We start from the raw sequence: 21346 nt of genomic DNA on the forward strand, positions 1-21346 counted from the left end.
CGGACGCGGGACCGGGAATGCGCTCACCGGGTGAGCAGGGCGACGACCTCGAAGTGATGCGAGTGCGGGAAGAGGTCGAACCCGCGGAGCGCGTCGACCCGCCACCCCAGGCCCCGGAAGGTGCCGAGGTCACGTGCGAGGGCGACGGGGTCGCAGGCGACGTAGGCGATCGCGGACGGAGCCAGCGCATGCACGCCCTCCACGACCGCCCGGCCGGCGCCGGAACGGGGCGGGTCGAGCACGACCGCCCCCGTCGCGCCTCCGCGCCGCGGCTGCTGGAGGAAGCGGTCGACGCGTGCGGTCACGGCGGTCACGTCGAGCGGCGCGAGGTTCGCGGCGGCATGCGCGGTCGCGCGTCGGCTGGACTCGACGGTGACGATGTCGGTCCCACCGAGATCGGCGAGAGTCCGCGCGAAGAGGCCGACACCGCCGTACAGGTCGTAATGCGTCGCGTCCGGCTCCACATGACCGTCCAGCAGTCCGTACACGGCGCCGTCGAGGACGGAGGCGGCACGCGGATGCACCTGCCAGAACCCGCCGGCGTCGACGTCGAACGTGCGGTCGCCGACGCGCTCCTGCACCACCTCGGGCTTCGGGCGAGGGCGGCGGTCCCTGGGAGCCCGGCGCTCGGCCTCGGGGTGCCGGATGATGCGCACGCGGCCGTCCGCAGGCTCCACGAGCTCGATGCGTCCGGCCTTCTCGCCCCGCAGGGCCAGGGCGGCCTCGGCGATCGCGGGGCGGGCGAGCGGGTAGGTCGAGACCGGAACGACCCGGTGGCTGCGGGCGGCGAACGGGCCGATCCGCCCGCCGTCGTCGACGTGCAGCGTCACCCGGCTGCGCCACCCCGTCCCGTCCCCGGACTCCACCGCCTCGATCTCCGGGGCTTCGAGGCCGGGACCGGCGAAGCGGTAGAACGCCTCCGAGAGGACCTGTCGCTTGAGCGCACGCTGGTGGTCGAGGTCGATGTGCCCGAGGTCGGCACCCCCCGGCCGCTGGGCGGGGTCGTGCGCGACGTCCGCCTCCGGCCAGATGTGCGGCCGGCGATGCGGGGAGGCATCGAGGACCTCGATCGTCTCGGCGCGCCAGAAGCTCCGGGTGTCCGGCTCCCCGGCGGCGGGGGACGGATCCAGCAGGCGGGCACGGACGCGCTCCCCCGGGACCGCGTCCGAGACGAAGACCACGCGTCCCTCGTGACGGGCGACGAAGGTGCCTCCGTGGGCGATGCCGGTGATGTCGAGATCGAGCACGTCGGCTGCGGAGGAAGTCATCCTTCGAGGATACGGTGGTCTCCATGCGCGTCTGCCTCGCCTCCACCTCCCCCGCCCGGCTCATGCTGCTGCGTCAGGCCGGCATCGAACCGCTCACCCTGTCGCCGGAGGTGGACGAGGACGCCCTGGCCGCCGCCGCAGAGGAGCGCATGGGCCCCCTTGCGCCCGCCGACCTCGTGCTGCTGCTCGCCCGTGCGAAGTCCGCGGCCGTCGCCGAGCGGCTGGCCGCCGAGGGCGCGTTCGACGGCATCGTCATCGGAGGGGACTCGATGTTCGCCCTCGGGGACCGGGTGTACGGCAAGCCCTACACGCCGGAGGAGGCTACGCGCCGGTGGCAGGAGATGCGCGGCGCCACGGGGGTGCTGCACTCCGGGCACTCCGTGTTCCGCGTATCCCCCGGTTCCGAGCCCGTCGAGGCGACCGCGGTCGCGGAGGCGGCGGTGACGTTCGCCGATGACATCAGCGAGGAGGAGATCGCTGCGTACGTGGCGTCGGGCGAGCCGCTGCACGTCGCGGGAGCCTTCACCGTGGACAGCCTCGGCGGCGCCTTCATCACCAAGGTCGAGGGCGATCCCTCCACCGTCGTGGGGATGTCGTTGTCCACCGTGCGCCGTCTCACCGCCGACCTCGGGGTCCGGTGGACGGATCTGTGGTCGTAGACTCCCCTCCACGTTTTTCCCTCTTTCTTGTCGAGAGTCGTCAAAAGTATCGGGATGCTACTCGCTAGGCTGGCAACCATGCCTGAAATCGCGAAGGTGCTCGTCGCCAACCGCGGCGAGATCGCCGTCCGCATCGTCCGTGCCGCTCGTGACTCCGGGATCGCCTCGGTCGCCGTCTACGCCGACCAGGACAGGGACGCGCTGCATGTGCGCCTGGCCGACGAGGCGTACGCGCTCGGTGGCGCGACGAGCGCCGAGACGTACCTCCAGATCGAGAAGATCCTCTCCGTCGCCCGCCGCGCCGGTGCCGACGCCGTGCACCCCGGCTACGGCTTCCTCGCGGAGAACGCCGAGTTCGCGCGCGCGGTGATCGACGCCGGGATGATCTGGATCGGCCCCTCCCCGGAGGCGATCGAGGCGCTCGGCGACAAGGTCACCGCCCGCCACGTGGCCGAGAAGGTCGGTGCACCCCTCGCGCCCGGCACCCCCGGCCCGGTCTCGGGCGCCGACGAGGTCGTCGCCTTCGCGCAGGAGTACGGTCTGCCGATCGCGATCAAGGCGGCCTACGGCGGCGGCGGACGCGGCCTCAAGGTCGCCCGTGAGCTCGACGAGGTCGCGGAGCTGTTCGAGTCCGCCACCCGTGAGGCCGTCGCGGCGTTCGGTCGTGGCGAGTGCTTCGTGGAAAAGTACCTCGACAAGCCCCGGCACGTCGAGACCCAGTGTCTCGCCGACGCCGAGGGCAACGTCGTCATCATCTCGACCCGCGACTGCTCGCTGCAGCGCCGGCACCAGAAGCTCGTCGAGGAGGCGCCGGCCCCGTTCCTCACGCCCGAGCAGAACGAGAAGCTCTACTCGGCGTCCAAGGCCATCCTCAAGGAGGTCGGCTACGTCGGCGCGGGCACGTGCGAGTTCCTCATCGGCGCCGACGGCACGGTCTCCTTCCTCGAGGTGAACACGCGCCTCCAGGTCGAGCACCCCGTGTCGGAGGAGGTCACCGGGATCGACCTCGTCCGCGAGCAGTTCCGCATCGCCGCCGGTGGGACGATCGACTACGACGACCCCCAGCCGCAAGGCCACTCCATCGAGTTCCGCATCAACGGCGAGGACCCGGGTCGCGGGTTCCTCCCCCAGCCCGGCCCCATCCACGTCTTCAAGACCTTCGGCGGCCCCGGCATCCGTCTCGACTCCGGGGTCACCGCCGGGGACGCGGTCTCCGGCGCGTTCGACTCGCTGCTCGCCAAGATCATCGTCACCGGCAAGGACCGCGCCGAGGCCCTGGAGCGCGCGCGTCGGGCTCTGGACGAGTTCGAGGTCGCGGGTCTGCCCACCGTCATCCCGTTCCACCGCAAGGTCGTCCGCGATCCCGCCTTCACGGCCGAGGACGGGACGTTCGGGGTGTACACGCGCTGGATCGAGACCGAGTTCGACAACGACATCCCCGCGTGGGACGGCGAGCTGGAGGCGCCGGCTCCGGCGAACGCCCGGCACACCGTCGTCGTCGAGGTCGGCGGCAAGCGCCTGGAGGTCAGCCTGCCCGATCGCGTCGCGGTCGCGCCCGGCACCACCGGCCGCCCGGCGGCCGTCCCGCCGTCGCGCCGCAGCCATGCCACGGTCGCCAACGCCGGGGCGTCCGGTGACGCGGTGAAGTCGCCGATGCAGGCCACGGTCGTCAAGGTCGCGGTCGAGGAGGGGCAGCAGGTCGTCAAGGGCGACCTCGTCGTCGTCCTCGAGGCGATGAAGATGGAGCAGCCGCTGCAGGCGCACAAGGATGGCGTGGTGGGCAACATCGACGCCGCCGCGGGCACCACGGTCTCCGCCGGTCACCAGCTCCTCACGATCTCCTGACCCGAGACCCCGCTTTCACGCCGAGACCCCGGGCTGCAGATGTCTGCAGCCCGGGGTCTCGTCGATTGCGGGGGGTCTCGGGTCAGGAGATGTTCACGAGATGCATCGCGCGGCTCGCGTCGGTGATGCTGCTCGACAGCGAGGGGTACGCGGCGAACACCCGCGAGACCTGGTCCACGGTGAGGCGACGCTCGACGGCGATCGCGATCGGGTAGATCAGCTCCGAGGCCTTCGGGGCCACGATCACGCCGCCGATCACCGTGCCGGAGCCCTTGCGGGCGATGAGCTTGACGAAGCCGTCCTTGATGCCCATCATCTTCGCGCGCGGGTTGGCGGCCAGCGGGAGCTTGTAGACCATGCCGTCGGCGAGGCCGTCCTCCACGTCCTTGACGCCGTAGCCGACGGTCGCGATCTCCGGCGCCGTGAAGATGTTGGAGGTGATCTTGATGAGCTCGAGCGGGATGACGATGTCGCCCAGCGCGTGGAACACCGCCGTCCGCCCCTGCATCGAGGCCACCGAGGCCAGCGGGAAGAAGTTCGTGCAGTCGCCCACCGCGTACACGTTCGGCACCGAGGTGCGCGCGACGCGGTTCACCCGGACGTGACCGGAGTCGTCCAGCTCGACGCCGGCCTCCTCCAGGCCGATGCCCGCGGTGTTCGGGATGGAGCCGACCGCCATGAGGCAGTGGCTGCCCTCGACGGTGCGGCCGTCCGACAGGGTCACGGTGACGCCGTCGCCTGTGACCTCGACCTTCTCGGCCCGCGACTTGGACAGCACCTGCATGCCGCCGCGCTTGAACACCTTCTCCAGCACCCGCGCCGCATCCTGGTCCTCGCCGGGGAGAACCTGCTCCCGGCTGGAGACGAGCGTGACCTTCGCGCCGAGGTTCATGTAGGCGGAGGCGAACTCCGCGCCGGTCACGCCGGAGCCGACGACGATGAGGTGCTCGGGCAGCGCCTTCATGTCGTAGAGCTGCGTCCACGTGAGGATGCGCTTGCCGTCGGGCTTGGCGGAGTCGAGCTCGCGCGGCGAGGCGCCGACCGCGACGACGATGGTGTCGGCCTCGACGCGGTCGAAGTCGGTGCCCCGCTCGCCCGTGGAGACGACGATGGCGTTCGGACCCTCCAGCCGGCCGTGACCGGAGAGGATCCGCACGCCGGCGTCGAGGAGGGTGGTGCGCATGTCCTCGGACTGCTGACCGGCCAGCGCCACGAGGCGCTTGTTCACGGCGGCGAGGTTGATGGCGATCTCCGGCTTGAGCGGCTTGCCGTTCTCGCCCTTGGCGTAGAAGTTCACGCCCAGGTCGCTGGCCTCGGAGATGGCGACCGCGGCGTCCGCCGTCGCGATGAGGCTCTTCGACGGCACCACGTCGGTGAGCACGGCCGAACCGCCGACACCGACGCGCTCGACGAGGGTGACCTCCGCTCCGAGCTGGGCGGCCGCCAGGGCCGCCTCGTAACCGCCGGGTCCGCCGCCGAGGACGGCGACGCGCTGAGTGCGCTCGAAAGTGGTGGAAGACATGCTCTCCATTCTTCCGCAATCCTGGCACCGGAGCCTGCCACTTCCTAGAGTGGATCCATGCCTGAAACCCACAGCAACCCCCTCGACGACCCCACTGCGAACCCGTTCGAGGTCGCAGCCGAAGCCGCCGCCGACATCGCGCGGCTGACCGGCGTCGAGAAGCACGACATCGCCCTCACGCTCGGCAGCGGCTGGGGCAAGGCGGCCGACCTCATCGGCGAGACCGTCGCGACCATCCCCGCGACCGAGGTCACCGGATTCTCGAAGCCCGCCCTGGAGGGCCACGTCGGCACCCTGCGCAGCATCCGGACCCCGGGCGGGAAGAACGTCCTCGTCATCGGCGCCCGCACGCACTACTACGAGAACCACGGCGTGCGCCGGGTCGTGCACAGCGTCCGCACCGCCGCAGCCACCGGCGCGAAGATCATGGTCCTCACCAACGGCGCGGGAGGCATCCGCGAGACGTGGAAGCCCGGGCAGCCCGTGCTGATCAGCGATCACATCAACCTCACCGCCGACTCTCCCCTGGAGGGCGCGACCTTCATCGACCTCACCGACCTGTACGCGAAGCGTCTGCGCGACATCGCCCGGACGGTCGACCCCACGCTCGACGAGGGCATCTATACGCAGTTCCGCGGCCCGCACTACGAGACCCCGGCCGAGGTGCAGATGGCGAAGCACATCGGCGGCCACATCGTCGGCATGTCCACCGCGCTCGAGGCGATCGCCGCGCGCGAGGCCGGCATGGAGATCCTCGGGTTCTCGCTCATCACGAACCTCGCCGCCGGCATCCAGCAGACGCCGCTGAGCCATGCCGAGGTCATCGAGGCCGGACGCGAGGCGGAGCCGGTGATCTCCGCCCTGCTGGCCCGGGTGGTCGAGGCCCTGTGAGCGAGGAGCGGCTCGCCCAGGCCCGCGCCTGGCTGCGCCAGGACCCCGACCCGCAGACCCGCGACGAGCTGGCGGGCATCGTCACCCGTGCCGCTTCCGGGGACGAGGCCGCTGCGGCGGAGCTCGACGACCGCTTCGGCAGTCGTCTCGCGTTCGGCACGGCCGGGCTCCGCGGCGCGCTCGGGGCGGGAAGCAACCGGATGAATCGGGTGCTCGTCTCCCAGGCCGCCGCGGGCTTCGCGGCGTACCTGCGCGAGCGGGCCGCGGGGGCGACGCCGACGGTCGTGATCGGCTACGACGGACGCCGGAACTCCCGGGTCTTCGCTCAGGACTCCGCGGAGCTGTTCGCCGGGGCCGGCCTGCGCGCGATCCTGCTCCCCCGCCTGCTGCCGACGCCCGTGCTGGCCTTCGCCGTGCGTCACCTCGGCGCCGATGCCGGCGTGATGGTGACCGCGAGCCACAACCCGCCGGACGACAACGGCTACAAGGTGTACCTCGGTGGCCCGGATGCCGGCTCGCAGATCGTCGCTCCCGCCGACGCCGAGATCGCCGCCCACATCCAGCGGATCGCGGACAGCGGGGACGTCCGGGCCCTGCCGCGGTCCACCGCCTACGAGACCGCGGCCGAGGACCTCGTCCAGGCCTACGTCGCCGCCACCGCCGCGGTCGCGCCGGCGCCCGCGGGGGCCCGCCGCCTGCGCTGGGTCTACACCGCGATGCACGGTGTCGGCTGGGAGACGGTCGCCCGCATCGTCGATGCCGCCGGCTACCCGCGGCCGATCGTGGTCGACGAGCAGCTGCATCCGGACGCGACGTTCCGCACGGTCTCCTTCCCGAACCCCGAGGAGCCGGGGGCCATGGATCTCGCGTTCGCCACCGCCAGGAGGGCGAAGGCGGACTTCATCCTCGCGAACGACCCGGACGCCGACCGCCTCGCCGTGGCCGTCCCGGACGAGACCGCCGCGGACGGCTGGCGCCGTCTCACGGGCAACGAGGTCGGCCTGCTGCTCGGCGCGCGTGCCGCGCGGCAGGCGGCGGGCACTCCCGGCGCCTCGCTCGCCTGCTCGCTCGTCTCCTCCCCCGGGCTCGGCGCCATCGCCGCCCACCACGGGCTGGACTTCCATGAGACGCTCACCGGCTTCAAGTGGATCTCCCGGGCGCCAGGCATCGTCTTCGGCTTCGAGGAGGCCCTGGGCTATCTCGTCAACCCCGAGACCGTGCGCGACAAGGACGGCATCTCCGCCGCGGTCGCCGTGCTCGGCCTGGCCGCCGAGGCTCAGGAGCGCGGGCTCACCCTCGCCGATCTCGTCCGCGAGGTGGGCGACGCGTACGGGCACTTCGCGAGCGCGCAGGTGTCGGTGCGGGTGGCGGATCTGTCGCTCATCGGCACGGTGATGCTCTCGCTGCGGTCGCTTCCGCCCACGCAGATCGCGGGACGTTCGATCGCGTCGGCCGAGGACCTGCTGCAGAGCGCTCCGGGGCAGCCCTCCGGAGACGTGCTGCGGTACCGGCTCTCGGACGGCTCCCGGGTGATCGTCCGGCCGAGCGGCACGGAGCCGAAGCTCAAGGTGTACATCGACGCCACGGGGGATTCCGCCGAGGCGGCCGCAGCGGCCGTCGCCGAGCTGGAGGCGGGCGTCCGGGTCCTCCTGGACGAGCGCTCCTGACCATGCCCGTCCGCCACGTCGTCGTCAGCGCCCACAACGGCGTGCACGCACGGCCGGTCGCGGAGCTCGTGCGCCTCGCGCAGGCGCACGAGCTCCCGGTCACGCTGCGCACCGCGGACGGCGCGGCCGTGGATCTGCGCAGCGTCCTCGCGGTGATGGACCTCGCCCTCGCACCCGGCGACGCCGTGACCCTGGAGACGCCGGCAGGCCCCGCCTCGGAGAGCGTCCTCGACCAGCTCACCCGCGTGCTCGCCCCCGACGCCTGAGCCTCAGCCGTCGATCACGGCGACGAGCTCGTCGAGGAAGCCCTCGAAGGTCGCGCTGCGCCGGACGATCCGCTGCACGCTCTCGCGCTCGCTGAACACCTCCACGAGCTGCTCGAACACGGTCTGGAAGGCGGCGCGGTCGCTCTCGCTGAAGGCGGCCAGCGCGACGACCTGCACGCGTCCGTCGCCCCAGGCCGCCGACCCCTCGGCCACGCCGAGCGCGATCGCCGTGCGCGCCGCGGTCATCTGCAGCGCGTGCGGCACGGCGAGCGCGTCGGTGAAGGCCGTGGAGGACATGCGCTCCCGGATGATCGTGTTCTCCACGTAGTCGTCGCCGATCAGGCCGGCCCGCACGAGCGGCGCGCCGAGCCGCCGGATGATGGCCTCCTCCCCCTCGTCCGGAAGGGGATGCACGAAGGCGTCGGGGTGGAAGTAGCGCGCGAGCTCCTCCCGGAGCCGGGCGAGCCGTCGCCCCCGGCGCAGGCGCCCTGCAGCCTGCTGGATGCGGTCGACGTCCGCGTCGGTGAGGAACGGCTGGATGCGCACGAAGCGGTCGCCGGAGGCCCCGGGCTCGATCGTGCTCAGCACGAGGTCGGTGTCGAACGACGCCCAATCCGGGTCGACGTTCGTGATGACGCTGGTGACCTCGATGGCCGAACCGAGCGAGCGGTCCACGCTCGACCGCAGGAGTTCGTGGAGTTCGTAGTAGCCGGGGCAGACGATGGTCGCCGTGAGGATGGACTCCGCTTTGCGACTCCGCTCCAGCCGCCCCCCGACGTGCATGGCGATGTAGGCGATCTCGTCGTCGTGGATGGGCGTGCCGAGCCGGTCGTGCAGGCCGCTTGCGATCGACACCGCGACCTCGAAGATCATCGGGTACGTCGTCTTCAGCGAGCGGGTCAGCGGATTCCGGGTGAGCGCGCTCTCCTCGGCACGGCGCAGGAGGTTCTGCACGTGCAGCGCGAGACGGAGCACGAAGGTCTCGTCGACGAGGTCGACCCGGTAGTCGTCGGCCGCCCGCGCGATCTCCGCGCGGACCGCCGCCTCCACGTCCGGACTGACGCCGCTGCGCGCGAGTTCCCGTGTCGCCTCGCCGCCCGGAGCGACGATGCGCGTCAGGACGAGGGAGGCCAGGTGTCCGCTGTCCCCCTCCCCGAGCACCACGTCGAAGTGCGCGGCCGCGAGCCGCGCGATGACGGCACCGACCCGCGGGATCTCGGGTCGAGCGCCGGACGGCGGAGCCTCGAGGGCCCGGCCGGCCGCCACCCGCTCGGCGGCGATCGCGATGTGCAGCAGGACGTCGGCGATCGCGAGTTCGTTGACGTAGTAGCCCAGCTCGCCGAGTTCTCCCACCAGGGCGGACTTGAAGGGTCCCACCGCTCGCGCGTCGACCGCGGTCCCGGAGAGGGCCCGCCGGAAGATCTCGGGGTGGAACGAGGCGTCGTCCATCTCGTCATGGGCGAGGCGGCTGAGCAGACGCCGCTGCGCCGCTTCGTCGCCGCGGAGCCGCACCCGTTCGCGCGCCCGCTCCAGCATGAGGTCGGTGCCGTCGAGGAGGCCGCGCACCCGCACGAGATCGGCCTCGAGGGTCGCCTCGCTCACGTGCAGCGCGTCCGCGGTGTCGAAGACGTCGATGCCCTCCGGCGCGTCGAGGAGGAGCCGGACGAGCGCGTGGAGGCGTTCCCGCGGTGCGGAGTCGCCGCCCTGCCGCACCCGGAGCGCGCCGCGGGCGCCGGGGCCCGCCCGATAGCCCGCCGGGCCGGACTCGACGACCGCGGCACCGGGCGTGCGGGCGTTCAGGGCCGCGACGTAGGAACGGATGCTGCGGGGCGTCACGCCGAGGAGGTCGGCCAGCGTGCCCGCGGTCGCCCAGCCCTCCTCGCGCAGCAGGGCGGCGAGGAGCTGGTCCTGACGCTGGCGCGACATGATCCCTCCGAGTTCCCGTGCTGACGGCACTGTCCGACTGCTCTCCATGATGACAGCCTCCGGCGGCAGGGGCGCGGCGAGCAGGGTTCCGCAGGGGCGGAAGAGAACGTGTTGGTGCCGCCGCGCCCGCGTTTCCCAGACTGTTCTCAGGAAGGTGACATCGATGAGGATTCTCGTGGTCTGCGGCGCCGGTGCGTCGAGCACGTTCGTCGCCCAGCGCCTGCGCACCGCCGCCGCCGCGGCGGGACTGGACTGGGACGCGGACGCCGGCGTCGAGAGCACCGTCTCCCTCGGAGGGCACGACCTCGTCCTCGTGGGCCCGCACCTCCGCGAGCGCCTCGGCGCCATCCGCGTTCTGACCCGCGCGCCCGTCGCGGTCCTGCCGGACGATGTGTTCGCCGATCGCGACGGCAGCCGCACGCTTCTCCTCGCCCAGTCGACCTTCGCCGCCGCCGGCGGGGCCCCGAAAGGAACACCATGACCGCCACCCGCACCGTCCGCATCGGCTCTTCACACGGACTGCACGCCCGGCCCGCCAAGATCTTCGCGCAGGCCGCGAAGGACTCCGGCCTCGCGGTCACGATCGCCAAGGACTCCGGCAAGCCGGTCAACGCCGCGAGCATCCTCGGGGTGATCGCCCTGGCCATCGAGCACGGCGACTACGTGACGCTCACGGCCGAGGGCGACGGCGCGGAGGGGGTCCTGGACACGCTCACCGAGCTGCTGACCACCGACCACGACCAGGACGCCGCCGGATGAGCGCGCTGCGAGGGGTGGGCATCGGTCTCGGCGTCGCGCAGGGGCCGGTCGTCCGCATGACCGAGGCACTGCCCGCGCCCGAGAACACGCCGAGCACCGCGGGGGCGGAGGCCGAGCGTGCGCGGGTCCGCGAGGCCGTCGCCGTCGTCGCGCAAGAGCTAACCCAGCGCGGCGAGGCCGCCGGTGGTGCGGCGCAGGAGGTGCTCGAGGCGCAGGCGATGATCGCCGAGGACCCCACCCTGCAGGACGAGGTCGACAGCAGGATCGACGCCGGCGCCACCGCGGAGTGGGCTGTGCACGACGCCTTCGCGGGCTTCCGGGCCACACTCGAAGCCGTCGGCGGCTACCTCGGCGAGCGTGCCGCCGATCTCGACGACATCGCGCAGCGGGTGCTCGCCCGACTGCGCGGTGTGGAGGCCCCCGGCGTGCCCGACCCTGGGCACCCGTTCGTCCTCGTGGCGCGCGACCTCGCGCCCGCCGACACCGCGCTGCTGAACCTCGACCAGGTGCTCGCCCTCGTCACCACCGACGGCGGCCCGACCTCCCACACGGCGATCCTCGCCAGGGAGAAGGGCATCGTGGCTGTGGTCGGCGTCGGCGACGGGCACGCTCTGACGACCGGGGAGACCGTGATCGTCGACGCGGCCGCGGGTGTCATCACCCGCGAGCCGACCGATGACGAGCGCGCCCGCGCCGCCGAGCGCGCCGCCGCCCGCCGCGCCGCCGACGACGCCCCGCTCACACCCGGCGCGCTCGCCGACGGCACATCGGTCGCGCTGCTCGCGAACCTGGGGAAGCCGGCCGATGCCGCCGACGCGGTCGCGCGGGGCGCCGAGGGCGTCGGCCTGTTCCGGACGGAGTTCCTGTTCCTCTCCGCGTCGCAGGCGCCGACGGTCGCCCAGCAGCGGGACGCCTACCGCGAGCTCCTGGAGGCCTTCCCCGGCAAGAAGGTCGTCGTGCGGATGCTCGACGCGGGGGCCGACAAGCCGCTGGCCTTCCTCAACGACGCACACGAGGAGAACCCGGCCCTGGGATTGCGCGGCCTGCGGGCACTCCGCGCGAGCGAGGACATCCTCCGCGAGCAGCTGACCGCGCTGGCCGAGGCCGACGCCGCGACCGACGCCGACCTGTGGGTCATGGCACCCATGGTGGCCACCGTCGAGGAGACCGTGTACTTCACCGGCCTCGCCCGCGAGTACGGGCTGAAGACGGCCGGCGTCATGGTCGAGGTGCCCTCCAGCGCCCTGCTCGCCGATCGGGTGCTCGCGCACGCCGATTTCGCGTCCATCGGCACCAACGACCTCACCCAGTACACGATGGCCGCGGACCGGCTGCTCGGCTCCGTCGCGTCGTTCCAGGACCCCTGGCACCCCGCAGTGCTGCGCCTGGTGCGCGAGGTCGGCGCGGCCGGCGCCCGTCTCGGCAAGCCGGTCGGCATCTGCGGCGAGGCCGCGGCCGATCCGCTGCTCGCCGTCGTCCTCGTGGGGCTCGGCGCGACGAGCCTCTCCATGGCGCCGTCGGCCCTCGCGGACGTCCGCCAGGCGCTCGCCGCCCGGACTCGCGACGATGCCCTCCGCCTCGCGGAAGCCGCGCTCGGCGCGGACGACGCCCCCTCCGCCCGCACCGCTGCGGCGACCCTCGCCGCGGCACTCCCCCCTCATCAGAAAGAGACCACATCATGACGACGACGTCACCCGCTGCCACCGCCCCCGGTGGCCTCCGCGTGGGCGTGCAGCGTTTCGGCACGTTCCTCTCCGGCATGATCATGCCGAACATCGCGGCCTTCATCGCCTGGGGCTTCATCACGATGCTCTTCATCCCGAAGGGCTTCTTCGGGGCCGAGAGCCCGTTCGGCTGGCACTGGGCCGGCGTCGCCGAGATCATCGGCGGCGGCGGCGACTCCGCCGTCCTCGGCTGGCAGGGCGCGATGACCGCGGTCGCCGAGGGCGCGGACGGCAACATCCTGGCCTACGTGGGCCTGGTCGGCCCGATGGTCACCTACCTGCTGCCCCTCCTGATCGCGAACACGGCCGGACGCATGGTCTACGGCGAGCGCGGTGGCGTGGTCGCCACGATCGCGACCGTCGGCGTGATCGTCGGGACGAACATCCCGATGTTCCTCGGCGCCATGATCATGGGCCCGATCGCCGCGTGGATCATGAAGCAGGTCGACAAGCTGTGGGACGGCAAGATCCGCCCCGGCTTCGAGATGCTCGTCAACAACTTCTCCGCCGGCATCCTGGGCATGATCCTCGCCATCGTCGGGTTCTTCGCCTTCGGCCCGGTCATGCTCGGCATCAGCGCCGCGCTGGGGGCGGCCGTCGACTGGCTCGTCTCGCTCAACCTGCTGCCGCTCGTGTCGATCATCGTCGAGCCGGCCAAGGTGCTGTTCCTCAACAACGCCATCAACCACGGCGTGTTCACCCCGCTGGGGATCGAGCAGGCCGCCGAGACGGGGAAGTCGATCCTCTTCCTCATCGAGGCGAACCCCGGCCCCGGCCTCGGTCTGCTGCTCGCCTTCACCTTCTTCGGGGTCGGCGCGGCGAAGGCCTCCGCTCCCGGTGCCGCCATCATCCAGTTCTTCGGCGGCATCCACGAGATCTACTTCCCGTACGCGCTCAGCAAGCCGACCACGATCCTCGCGCTCATCGCGGGTGGAGCGGCCGGTGTGACCACCAACATGGTCCTCGGCGGGGGACTCGCCTTCCCGGCGGCCCCGGGCAGCATCATCGCCGTGACCGCCGCGGCCATCGGCCCCGGCGTCGCCAACCTCCTCGTCGTCTACCTGTCGGTCATCATCGCGGCGACCGTGACGTTCCTCATCACCGGCGTCATCCTGCGGGCCTCGCGCACGCGCGACCTCGCCGCCGAGGGCGACGCGTTCGGCGCGGCCATCGCGCAGACCGAGGCGAACAAGGGCAAGTCGTCCGCGGCGATGGACGCCCTGCGCACCTCGACCGCGACGCCGGCTCCGGAGACCACGCCGGCTCCCGCCACCACCGCGGTCGCGGCGGCCCCGATCGAGACCATCGTGTTCGCGTGCGACGCCGGCATGGGCTCGTCCGCCATGGGTGCCAGCGTGCTCCGCAACAAGCTGAAGAAGGCCGGCATCGAGGGCGTCACCGTCACGAACGCCGCCATCGCCAACCTCGACGGCGGCGCCGACGTGGTCATCACGCAGCAGCAGCTCACCGACCGGGCCACGGCGAAGTCGCCGGACTCCCGGCACGTGTCGGTGGACAACTTCATGAACTCGCCGAAGTACGACGAGGTCGTCGAGATGGTCAAGGAACAGCGAAAGGACGAAGAATGAGCGTTCTCACTGCCGAGCAGGTCCGCATCCACCCGGGAGGCGCGTCGCGGGACGATGCGCTCCAGGAGGCGACGGACATCCTCGTCGCCGCCGGTGCGGTGACCCCGGCGTACGTCGACGCGATGCGCCAGCGCGAGGAGACCGTGTCGACGTACATGGGCAACGGGCTGGCCATCCCGCACGGCACGAACGAGGCGAAGGACGCCATCCTCGCCTCGGCCCTCTCCGTCGTCCGCTACGACGGCGGCGTCGACTGGGACGGCGAGCAGGCGCGATTCGTGATCGGCATCGCCGGGGTCGGCGACGAGCACCTCGACATCCTGTCGCGCATCGCGATCCTCTTCTCGGAAGAGGACGACGTCGCGCGGCTGGAAGCGGCGGCGACGCCGGACGAGCTGTTCGCTCTCCTCTCGGAGGTGAACGAGGGATGAAGGCGGTCCACTTCGGGGCGGGCAACATCGGGCGCGGTTTTGTCGGCCTGCTCCTGCACGAGGGCGGTTACGAGGTCGTGTTCAGCGACGTCGCGGACGCGCTCGTGGAGGCGATCGACCGGGCGGACTCGTACACCGTGCACGAAGCCGGCCCCGGAGGGACCGACCACGTCGTCTCCGGGTTCCGTGCGGTGAACAGCCGCACGGACCCGGCCGTGGTGGCGGAGGAGGTGGCGACGGCCGACGTCGTCACGACCGCCGTCGGCCCCACCGTGCTGCGGTTCGTCGCCCCGTCGATCGTCGCCGGGCTCGCGCTGCGCTCGCCCGAGGCCGCGCCGCTGCAGGTGATGGCGTGCGAGAACGCCATCGGCGCCACCGATCAGCTGCGGCAGGAGATCGTCGCCGCGGCGGGGCCGGACGCCGACGCCCTCCTCGCGCGTGCGGTGTTCGCGAACACCGCCGTCGACCGGATCGTGCCCGCGCAGCCGGAGGGCGGCGGCATCGACGTCACGGTGGAGCCGTACTTCGAGTGGGCGATCGAGGCCCGGCCGTTCGGCGACACCCCGCCGCGCATCCCTGGCGCCCATTTCGTCGACGACCTCGCTCCGTACATCGAGCGCAAGCTCTTCACGGTGAACACCGGTCATGCCGCCACCGCGTACTTCGGGGCACGGGCGGGCATCGAGCGGATCTCGGACGCCCTCGCGGACGAGGCGATCGCCGCGCAGGTCTCCGCGGCGCTGGAGGAGACCTCTGCGGTGCTGGTCGTCGAACACGGTCTCGACCCCGCGGAGCTGGCGCAGTACCGCGCGACCATCCTCGAGCGGTTCCGCAATCCCGCGCTCGTGGACACCGTGCAGCGCGTCGGCCGGCAGCCGCTGCGGAAGATCTCCCGGCACGAGCGCTTCATCGGTCCCGCGGCGATGGCGGCCGAGCACGGACTCTCGACGAACGCCCTCGTGGCAGCCGTCGCCGCCGCGCTGGCGTTCGACGACCCCGCCGACGAGCAGTCGGTCGAGTTGCAAGCCCTGCTGCGCACCGAAGACCCCACGGGCTTCACCGTCCGCACCACGGGACTCGATCCGGAGCACCCGCTCTTCTCCGCCGTCCGCGACGCGGTGGCGCGCCGTCAGGCGGCACTCGCCGGCTGAGAGGACGCGGCGTCCGGGCGGGAGTAGCGTAGCTGCTGTGCAGCAGAAGCCCCGACGCCGCGTCCTGAGACGAGTCCTGTGGAGTGTGGCGATCGTCCTCCTCCTCGCCGTCGGCGGAATCCTCGTGTGGAGCCAGGTCGGTGTCATGGCCGCAGAGCCCGAACCGCTCGCCGCCGTCCGGGAGAATCCTGCGATCACCGTGACCGACGCCGAGGAGGGGATCGTCCTGGAGCCCGCGGACGGCGACTCCGACCGCGGACTCGTCTTCATCCCGGGAGCGAAGGTCGACCCGTGGGCCTACGCCTCGATCCTCCAGGGGCTCGCGGAGGAGGGCACCACGGTCGTCATCACCCGGCCCTGGCTCCACCTCGCCTTCTTCGATCCGCGCGGCCTCGACTCGTTCACGAGCGCCGCGCCCGACGTGGACACCTGGGCCGTGGGCGGCCACTCCCTCGGCGGCGTGCGCGCCTGCCAGCTCGCGACGGACGCCGACGCCCTCGTCCTCTTCGCCTCCTACTGCGCGACCGACCTCGCAGGCACCGACCTTCCTGTACTGAGCGTCTCCGGGAGTGAGGACGGCCTCTCCACGCCGGAGAAGATCGCGGACGCCCGGTCTGAGCTCCCCGCAGACGCCGAGTTCATCGAGATCGACGGCGCCTCCCACGCCTCCTTCGGTGACTACGGGCCCCAGTCCGGTGACGGCACCGCGACCATCGACGACGAGGAGATGCACGCCGAGGTCACCGAGGTCGTCGGCGGCTTCCTGGAGCAGGTCGCGCCCTAGGCCGCCCGCGGATCCCCGAGGATCGGGTCGAGCAGCGGATGCAAGTGCCGGGTGGGGAGAACCCCCGCGGCCGACCGCGCACCCGCCGAGAGCGCCGACGCCAGGTCCGCTCCTGCCAGCCGCGCGTCGAGGACTCCGGCCAGGAATGCGTCGCCCGCGCCGTTGGTGTCGACGACGGCGGTCGGCAGCGCGGGCACCCGCAGCTCGGCCCCGTCCTCCCCCACCGCGACCGCTCCCTCGGCGCCGAGGGTGCACACGGCGAACGCCGCTCCCCCCGCGACGACGGCGCGCAGGAACTCCACCGGGTCGGCCAGCCGATCCGCGTTGCAGAAGACGGCCGCGGCCCCCGCCAGGAACGGCCGGTGGTACGCGTCGATGCCGTCGTAGTCGTGCACGTCGACCCAGAGCGGCGTGCCACTGGCCGCCGCGAGCGGGAGCAGCCGCCGCGGCTCGGCGGCCAGATCGAGCACGACGGCGTCGGCGGCGGCCATCGCCGTGGCGTACGCGGCGTCCTCCATCCCCGTCGTCTCCCCCGGAGTGGAGAGGTACAGCGACACCCGGTCACCCTGCGGAGTCATCAGGTTGAGGTGCCGTTCCGTGGTTCCGTGCGTCCACTGCGCGACCACCCCGGCGGCCTCGAGTGTCGCACGCACCCGGAGCCCGTCCTCGTCCTCCCCGGCGACGGCATGCAGCACGACGGATCGGCCGAGCGCCGTCAGGCTCAGCGCCTTGCCCGCACTCGTGCCGCCGACCGTCTCCCAGCTCGCCTGCGCGAACTGCATGTGCGGCACGGGCTCGGGGAGCCGGTCGAGGAGGACGATGCGGTTCCAGGAGGCGGGACCGGCGAGGAAGACGGAAGCGGGCATGCTCTCATCCTCGCGCGCCACGGGTGGTCACCCGATGCGCGACACCAGGGCTTCCAACCCCATCCCGTAATCGATGCGCACGACGGGGAGGGCGAGCTTGTCCGTCCCGATCACCACGTATCCGGGGTCGATGGTCCGCGCCAGTTCGTAGCCGGCCTGCCGGACACCCTCCTTCGCGGTGTCGTCGTAGTGGCCGAACGGGTAGGCCACCACCTCGCGGACGCCGAGCACGTCCCCCGACGTGGCGAGATCGGCGGCGATCTGCGCGGGCGTCCCGTTGACCATGCGTCCCCTGCCGTCGTCGCCGGCCTGATGCATGTCGTGGGTGTGCGAGCGTCGCTGGACCCACGGCGACGGTGCGGGGTCCTGCCGATAGGCCGTGACCATGAACGAGGTGCTGAGGAGCCGGTGCGCGTCCACGACGGGCACCGCGAGGTCGAACCACGTCTGATCGGCGTCGTCGTCGGTGATGATCACGCTCCGCACCGGGAGGGAGAGCCGCCCGTCGATGAACGCGCTGAGCTCGTCCCAGGTCGGCAGATAGAAGCCGGTGCTCGCGATGTAGGCCATGTGCGCCTCGAAGTCGCCGATGTACGCGTAGTTGCCGCGGAGCCACCCGCTCTCCCCCGCCGGGTCGGCCGTGAACTGGTGGTACATCAGGATGGGCACGCGCACGTCGTCGGCCGCATTCTCCTCGGGCGTCTTCCAGGCCGCGAAGAGCTCCGTCTGCTGCTGTGCGCACGCGACGGGATCCGCGCCGTTCACGCGTGCTTCCACCGTGAAGGCGGTGGCGGCGTCGGCGCTGGTGTACCAGCCCGCGAACACCCGGCCGTCGAGCTGCGGGATGGGCAGCCCCCGGTACGGCTCGTCCTGGAACTGCAGCATCGGCGCCGTCGGCGCCCCCTCGCCCCGGAACGTGACGGCGCACGCGCGGGGATCGTCTGCGTCCGCGAGGATCTGCTGCGACGGCGTGAGCGGGGGCCCCGTGACGGTGCCCTGGGCCTTCGGGACCCGCTCCTCCGGCGCGCGATGCAGCCCCGCGAACGCCGCCACACCCCCTCCGACGACTACGACGGCGACGAGCGCGCCGACCAGGCCGGCTCGTGAACGCGACGGCCTCCCCCCGGAGCGCATGTCAGGCGTCGAAGCCCTCGGCGATCATCTCCACGAGCTCCTCCCTCTCCTCGACGGGGAGGAAGGCCGCGGCGGCGGCGTTGAACTGGAAGGCCTCGAGGTCGTCGAGGTCGTACTCGAAGGTCTGCACGAGCAGGGCCAGCTCGCGCGTGAGCGAGGTCGCGCTCATGGTGCGGTTGTCCACGTTCACGGTCACCGCGAAGCCGAGCTGGTAGAGCAGGTCGAACGGGTGATCGGCGAGCGTCTTGCCCCACGCGGCGACGGCCCCCGTCTGCAGGTTCGACGACGGGGAGAGCTCCAGCGGGATCTCCCGGTCGCGCACCCAGCGCGCGAGGTCGCCGAAGCGCACCTGCACCTCGTCGCCCTCCTGTGTGACGACCTCGAGGTCCTCCGCGATGCGGACGCCGTGTCCGAGGCGGAGCGCACGACCGTCCAGCAGGGCCGAGCGGATCGACGCGAGACCCGCGGCCTCCCCCGCGTGCACGGTCACCGGGAAGAAGTTCTCGGCGAGGTAGTCGAAGGCCGCGCGGTGGTCCGACGGCGGGAAGCCGTCCTCGGGACCGGCGATGTCGAAGCCGACGGCACCCCGTCCACGGAAGTCCACTGCGAGCTCGGCGATCTCCCGAGCGCGGTCCGTGTGTCGCATGGCAGTGAGGAGCTGCCCCACGCGGATGCTGCGACCGTCGCGGTCCGCCGCATCCTCGCCCTCCTCGATCCCCTGCTGGACGGCTTCGACGGCGTCCTCCAGGGAGAGACCACCGCTCTGGTGCTGCTCCGGCGCCCAGCGCACCTCGCCGTAGATGACCCCGTCGGCCGCGAGGTCCTGGACGAACTCGCGCGCGACACGGGTCAGCCCCTCGCGGGTCTGCATGACGGCGGTGGTGAGCTCGAAGGTCTTCAGGTACTCCACCAGCGATCCGGAGTCGCTCTTCTTCGCGAACCAGGAGCCGAGCGCCGACGAGTCGGAGGCAGGGAGGTCGAGACCGATCGCGTCAGCGAGCTCGATGATCGTGGCCGGACGCACGGCGCCGTCCAGGTGGTCGTGCAGCGACACCTTCGGCAGGCTCCGCAGCGAGACGCCCTGGATGGCGACGTCGCCGCTCGCATCGATCGACATGGGGATCCTCTCGGTCGCGGGGTGTTCGTCCAGGCTAGCGCCCGGGCCTCACGCCGTGATGCGCTCGCGGACGATCGGCCCCAGCGTCGGCGCGTCGTCGCCGAGCTCCCAGGCCCCTTCGAGGGCCTCGATGGCTCGGGGGAAGCGCGCCTCATCCGCCGCCGACAGGGTGAACAGCGGCTGCCCGGCGGACACCCGGTCACCGGGCTTCGCGTGCAGGTCGATGCCTGCCTCGAAGATCACCGGGTCCTCGGCCCGCGCACGGCCCGCGCCGAGACGCCAGGCGGCGATCCCGAAGGGGAGCGCGTCCATCCGGGTGACGATGCCGTCCGCAGGAGCTGTGACGACGTGCGTCTCCCGCGCGACCGGGAGGGCCGCATCGGGGTCGCCGTCCTGGGCGCGGATCATCGCCTTCCAGGTGTCCATGGCGCGGCCGTCGTCCAGCGCCGCCTCCACGTCCGCATCGGGCTGGCCGGCCAGGGCGAGCATCTCCCTGGCGAGCGCGACGGTCAGCTCCCGCACGTCGGCGGGTCCTCCGCCGGCGAGGATCTCGACCGACTCGCGGACCTCGTTCGCGTTGCCGATCGCGCGGCCGAGAGGGACGTTCATGTCGGTCAGAAGTGCCGTGGTGGCGACGCCGGAGTCGGTGCCGAGCGCGACCATCGTGCGGGCGAGCTCGCGGGCGCGGTCGATGTCCTGCATGAACGCGCCGGAGCCGAACTTCACGTCCAGGACGAGGGCGTCGGTCCCCTCGGCGATCTTCTTCGACATGATGCTGGAGGCGATCAGCGGGATCGCCTCCACAGTGCCGGTCACGTCACGGAGCGCGTAGAGCTTCTTGTCGGCGGGAGCGAGACCGGAGCCCGCGGCGCAGATCACGGCCCCGACGTCGCCCTGCATCTGCGCGAACATCTCCTCGTTGCTGAGCGCCGCGCGCCAGCCGGGGATCGATTCCAGCTTGTCGAGCGTGCCCCCGGTGTGGCCGAGGCCGCGGCCGCTGAGCTGCGGGACCGCCACGCCGAACGAGGCGACCAGCGGGGCCAGGGGCAGGGTGATCTTGTCGCCGACGCCACCGGTGGAGTGCTTGTCCACCGTCTTCTTGCCGAGGGTCGCGAAGCTCATCCGCTCACCGGACGCGATCATCGCATCGGTGAGCACGCGGATCTCGTCGCGCTCCATGCCGCGCTGGAAGATCGCCATCGCGAAGGACGCCATCTGCGCGTCGGACACGTAGCCGCGCGTGTAGGCGTCCACCATCCAGCGCAGCGCCGGCTCGGGGACGACGCCCCCGTCGCGCTTCGCACGGATCACATCGACCGCGTCGAACGGCTCCACGGTCATCGTGCTTCCTCCAGGTCGCGCGGCCCGAACGCGTCGGGCAGCACCTCGTCGATCGTGCGGATGCCGGAGACGGTCTCCAGCAGCATGCCGGGTACGGCGTGCTCGAACAGCAGCTGCCGGCACCGGCCGCAGGGCATGATCGTCTCGCCGTCGTTGTTCACGCACACGAAGGCGACGAGCTGCCCGCCGCCGGACATGAACAGGTCTCCCACGAGCGCGCACTCCGCGCACAGCGTGACGCCGTAGGAGGCGTTCTCGACGTTGCAACCGGCGACGATCCGCCCGTCACTGACGAGAGCTGCCGCCCCCACGCGGTAGCGCGAGTACGGCGCGTAGGCCTTGGTCATGGCTTCCGCGGCGACCTGGCGCAGCTCGTCCCAGTCGATGTCCGTCATGGTGGTGGTTC

The 21346-nt window shown here is 72.1% G+C and carries 20 protein-coding genes; 12 read left to right on the plus strand and 8 right to left on the minus strand.

The window, feature by feature from the left end:
* Positions 1-23: 23 nt before the first annotated feature.
* The gene (locus WFJ36_RS10935) at positions 24-1268 is read right to left on the minus strand and encodes a class I SAM-dependent RNA methyltransferase (protein ID WP_292789959.1); all 1245 of its coding nucleotides are present in this window, start codon (positions 1266-1268) and stop codon (positions 24-26) included.
* A 23-nt stretch (positions 1269-1291) separates the two neighbouring features.
* Here WFJ36_RS10935 and WFJ36_RS10940 point away from each other — a divergent pair, with 23 nt between their 5' ends.
* Both WFJ36_RS10940 and WFJ36_RS10945 read left to right on the plus strand, forming a co-directional pair.
* The gene (locus WFJ36_RS10940; protein WP_071329734.1) at positions 1292-1927 is read left to right on the plus strand and encodes a Maf family protein; all 636 of its coding nucleotides are present in this window, start codon (positions 1292-1294) and stop codon (positions 1925-1927) included.
* A gap of 78 nt (positions 1928-2005) precedes the next feature.
* The gene (locus tag WFJ36_RS10945; protein ID WP_071329674.1) at positions 2006-3772 is read left to right on the plus strand and encodes an ATP-binding protein; all 1767 of its coding nucleotides are present in this window, start codon (positions 2006-2008) and stop codon (positions 3770-3772) included.
* An 82-nt stretch (positions 3773-3854) separates the two neighbouring features.
* On the opposite strand, the gene WFJ36_RS10950 is transcribed toward WFJ36_RS10945, so the two are convergent.
* The gene (locus WFJ36_RS10950) at positions 3855-5303 is read right to left on the minus strand and encodes an NAD(P)H-quinone dehydrogenase (RefSeq protein WP_025105680.1); all 1449 of its coding nucleotides are present in this window, start codon (positions 5301-5303) and stop codon (positions 3855-3857) included.
* A 48-nt stretch (positions 5304-5351) separates the two neighbouring features.
* Here WFJ36_RS10950 and WFJ36_RS10955 point away from each other — a divergent pair, with 48 nt between their 5' ends.
* The 3 genes from WFJ36_RS10955 to WFJ36_RS10965 are packed head-to-tail and all read left to right on the plus strand — an operon-like array spanning position 5352 to position 8118.
* Positions 5352-6185: a purine-nucleoside phosphorylase gene (locus WFJ36_RS10955; protein WP_071329673.1), complete on the plus strand. Its 834-nt coding sequence runs from the start codon at positions 5352-5354 to the stop codon at positions 6183-6185.
* A complete protein-coding gene (locus tag WFJ36_RS10960) occupies positions 6182-7852 on the plus strand; it encodes a phospho-sugar mutase (protein ID WP_071329672.1) in 1671 nt (556 codons plus the stop codon). Before WFJ36_RS10955 ends, WFJ36_RS10960 begins: the two co-directional genes overlap by 4 nt.
* Before the next feature lie 2 nt (positions 7853-7854).
* Entirely contained in the window at positions 7855-8118 is a 264-nt protein-coding gene (locus WFJ36_RS10965; RefSeq protein WP_071329671.1) for an HPr family phosphocarrier protein, read from the plus strand.
* Between the two features lie 3 nt (positions 8119-8121).
* Here the strand turns inward: WFJ36_RS10965 and WFJ36_RS10970 are convergent, their stop codons facing one another.
* Positions 8122-10044, minus strand: a complete 1923-nt coding sequence (locus WFJ36_RS10970) for a BglG family transcription antiterminator (RefSeq protein ID WP_292789964.1) — start codon at positions 10042-10044, stop codon at positions 8122-8124.
* Between the two features lie 163 nt (positions 10045-10207).
* Between WFJ36_RS10970 and WFJ36_RS10975 the strand changes: the two genes are divergently transcribed.
* Genes WFJ36_RS10975 through WFJ36_RS11005 form a run of 7 tightly spaced genes read left to right on the plus strand, consistent with a single transcriptional unit; the run spans position 10208 to position 16482 of the window.
* On the plus strand, positions 10208-10525 hold the full coding sequence (locus tag WFJ36_RS10975; protein WP_292789966.1) for a PTS sugar transporter subunit IIB: 318 nt from the start codon (positions 10208-10210) through the stop codon (positions 10523-10525).
* Positions 10522-10803 (plus strand): HPr family phosphocarrier protein, encoded by a 282-nt coding sequence (locus tag WFJ36_RS10980; protein ID WP_071329668.1) that lies wholly within the window; start codon positions 10522-10524, stop codon positions 10801-10803. Before WFJ36_RS10975 ends, WFJ36_RS10980 begins: the two co-directional genes overlap by 4 nt.
* Positions 10800-12485 carry a phosphoenolpyruvate--protein phosphotransferase gene (ptsP, locus tag WFJ36_RS10985; RefSeq protein WP_083391808.1) on the plus strand — a complete coding sequence of 562 codons (1686 nt, stop codon included), beginning with the start codon at positions 10800-10802 and terminating at the stop codon, positions 12483-12485. Before WFJ36_RS10980 ends, ptsP begins: the two co-directional genes overlap by 4 nt.
* Positions 12482-14116, plus strand: coding sequence for a PTS mannitol transporter subunit IICB (locus WFJ36_RS10990; RefSeq protein ID WP_071329667.1), 1635 nt, complete (start codon positions 12482-12484; stop codon positions 14114-14116). Before ptsP ends, WFJ36_RS10990 begins: the two co-directional genes overlap by 4 nt.
* Positions 14113-14547, plus strand: a complete 435-nt coding sequence (locus WFJ36_RS10995; RefSeq protein ID WP_025105671.1) for a PTS sugar transporter subunit IIA — start codon at positions 14113-14115, stop codon at positions 14545-14547. The genes WFJ36_RS10990 and WFJ36_RS10995 overlap by 4 nt, the downstream gene beginning before the upstream one ends.
* On the plus strand, positions 14544-15698 hold the full coding sequence (locus WFJ36_RS11000) for a mannitol-1-phosphate 5-dehydrogenase (RefSeq protein WP_292789972.1): 1155 nt from the start codon (positions 14544-14546) through the stop codon (positions 15696-15698). Before WFJ36_RS10995 ends, WFJ36_RS11000 begins: the two co-directional genes overlap by 4 nt.
* Positions 15699-15735: 37 nt before the next feature.
* Positions 15736-16482 (plus strand): alpha/beta hydrolase, encoded by a 747-nt coding sequence (locus tag WFJ36_RS11005; protein ID WP_292789974.1) that lies wholly within the window; start codon positions 15736-15738, stop codon positions 16480-16482.
* On the opposite strand, the gene WFJ36_RS11010 is transcribed toward WFJ36_RS11005, so the two are convergent.
* The 5 genes from WFJ36_RS11010 to WFJ36_RS11030 form a co-directional block, all read right to left on the minus strand.
* Entirely contained in the window at positions 16479-17348 is an 870-nt protein-coding gene (locus WFJ36_RS11010; RefSeq protein WP_292789976.1) for a carbohydrate kinase family protein, read from the minus strand. The two genes, WFJ36_RS11005 and WFJ36_RS11010, sit on opposite strands and share 4 nt — an antisense overlap.
* A gap of 27 nt (positions 17349-17375) precedes the next feature.
* On the minus strand, positions 17376-18401 hold the full coding sequence (locus WFJ36_RS11015) for a polysaccharide deacetylase family protein (RefSeq protein ID WP_292789978.1): 1026 nt from the start codon (positions 18399-18401) through the stop codon (positions 17376-17378).
* An 82-nt stretch (positions 18402-18483) separates the two neighbouring features.
* Entirely contained in the window at positions 18484-19599 is a 1116-nt protein-coding gene (locus tag WFJ36_RS11020; RefSeq protein ID WP_292789980.1) for an adenosine deaminase, read from the minus strand.
* Between the two features lie 48 nt (positions 19600-19647).
* Positions 19648-20940, minus strand: a complete 1293-nt coding sequence (locus tag WFJ36_RS11025; protein ID WP_292789982.1) for a thymidine phosphorylase — start codon at positions 20938-20940, stop codon at positions 19648-19650.
* A complete protein-coding gene (locus tag WFJ36_RS11030) occupies positions 20937-21335 on the minus strand; it encodes a cytidine deaminase (protein WP_025105664.1) in 399 nt (132 codons plus the stop codon). The genes WFJ36_RS11025 and WFJ36_RS11030 overlap by 4 nt, the downstream gene beginning before the upstream one ends.
* Between the last annotated feature and the right edge of the window lie 11 nt (positions 21336-21346).

It is taken from the genome of Microbacterium sp. MMO-113 (assembly GCF_037148555.1).
Taxonomy (GTDB): domain Bacteria; phylum Actinomycetota; class Actinomycetes; order Actinomycetales; family Microbacteriaceae; genus Microbacterium.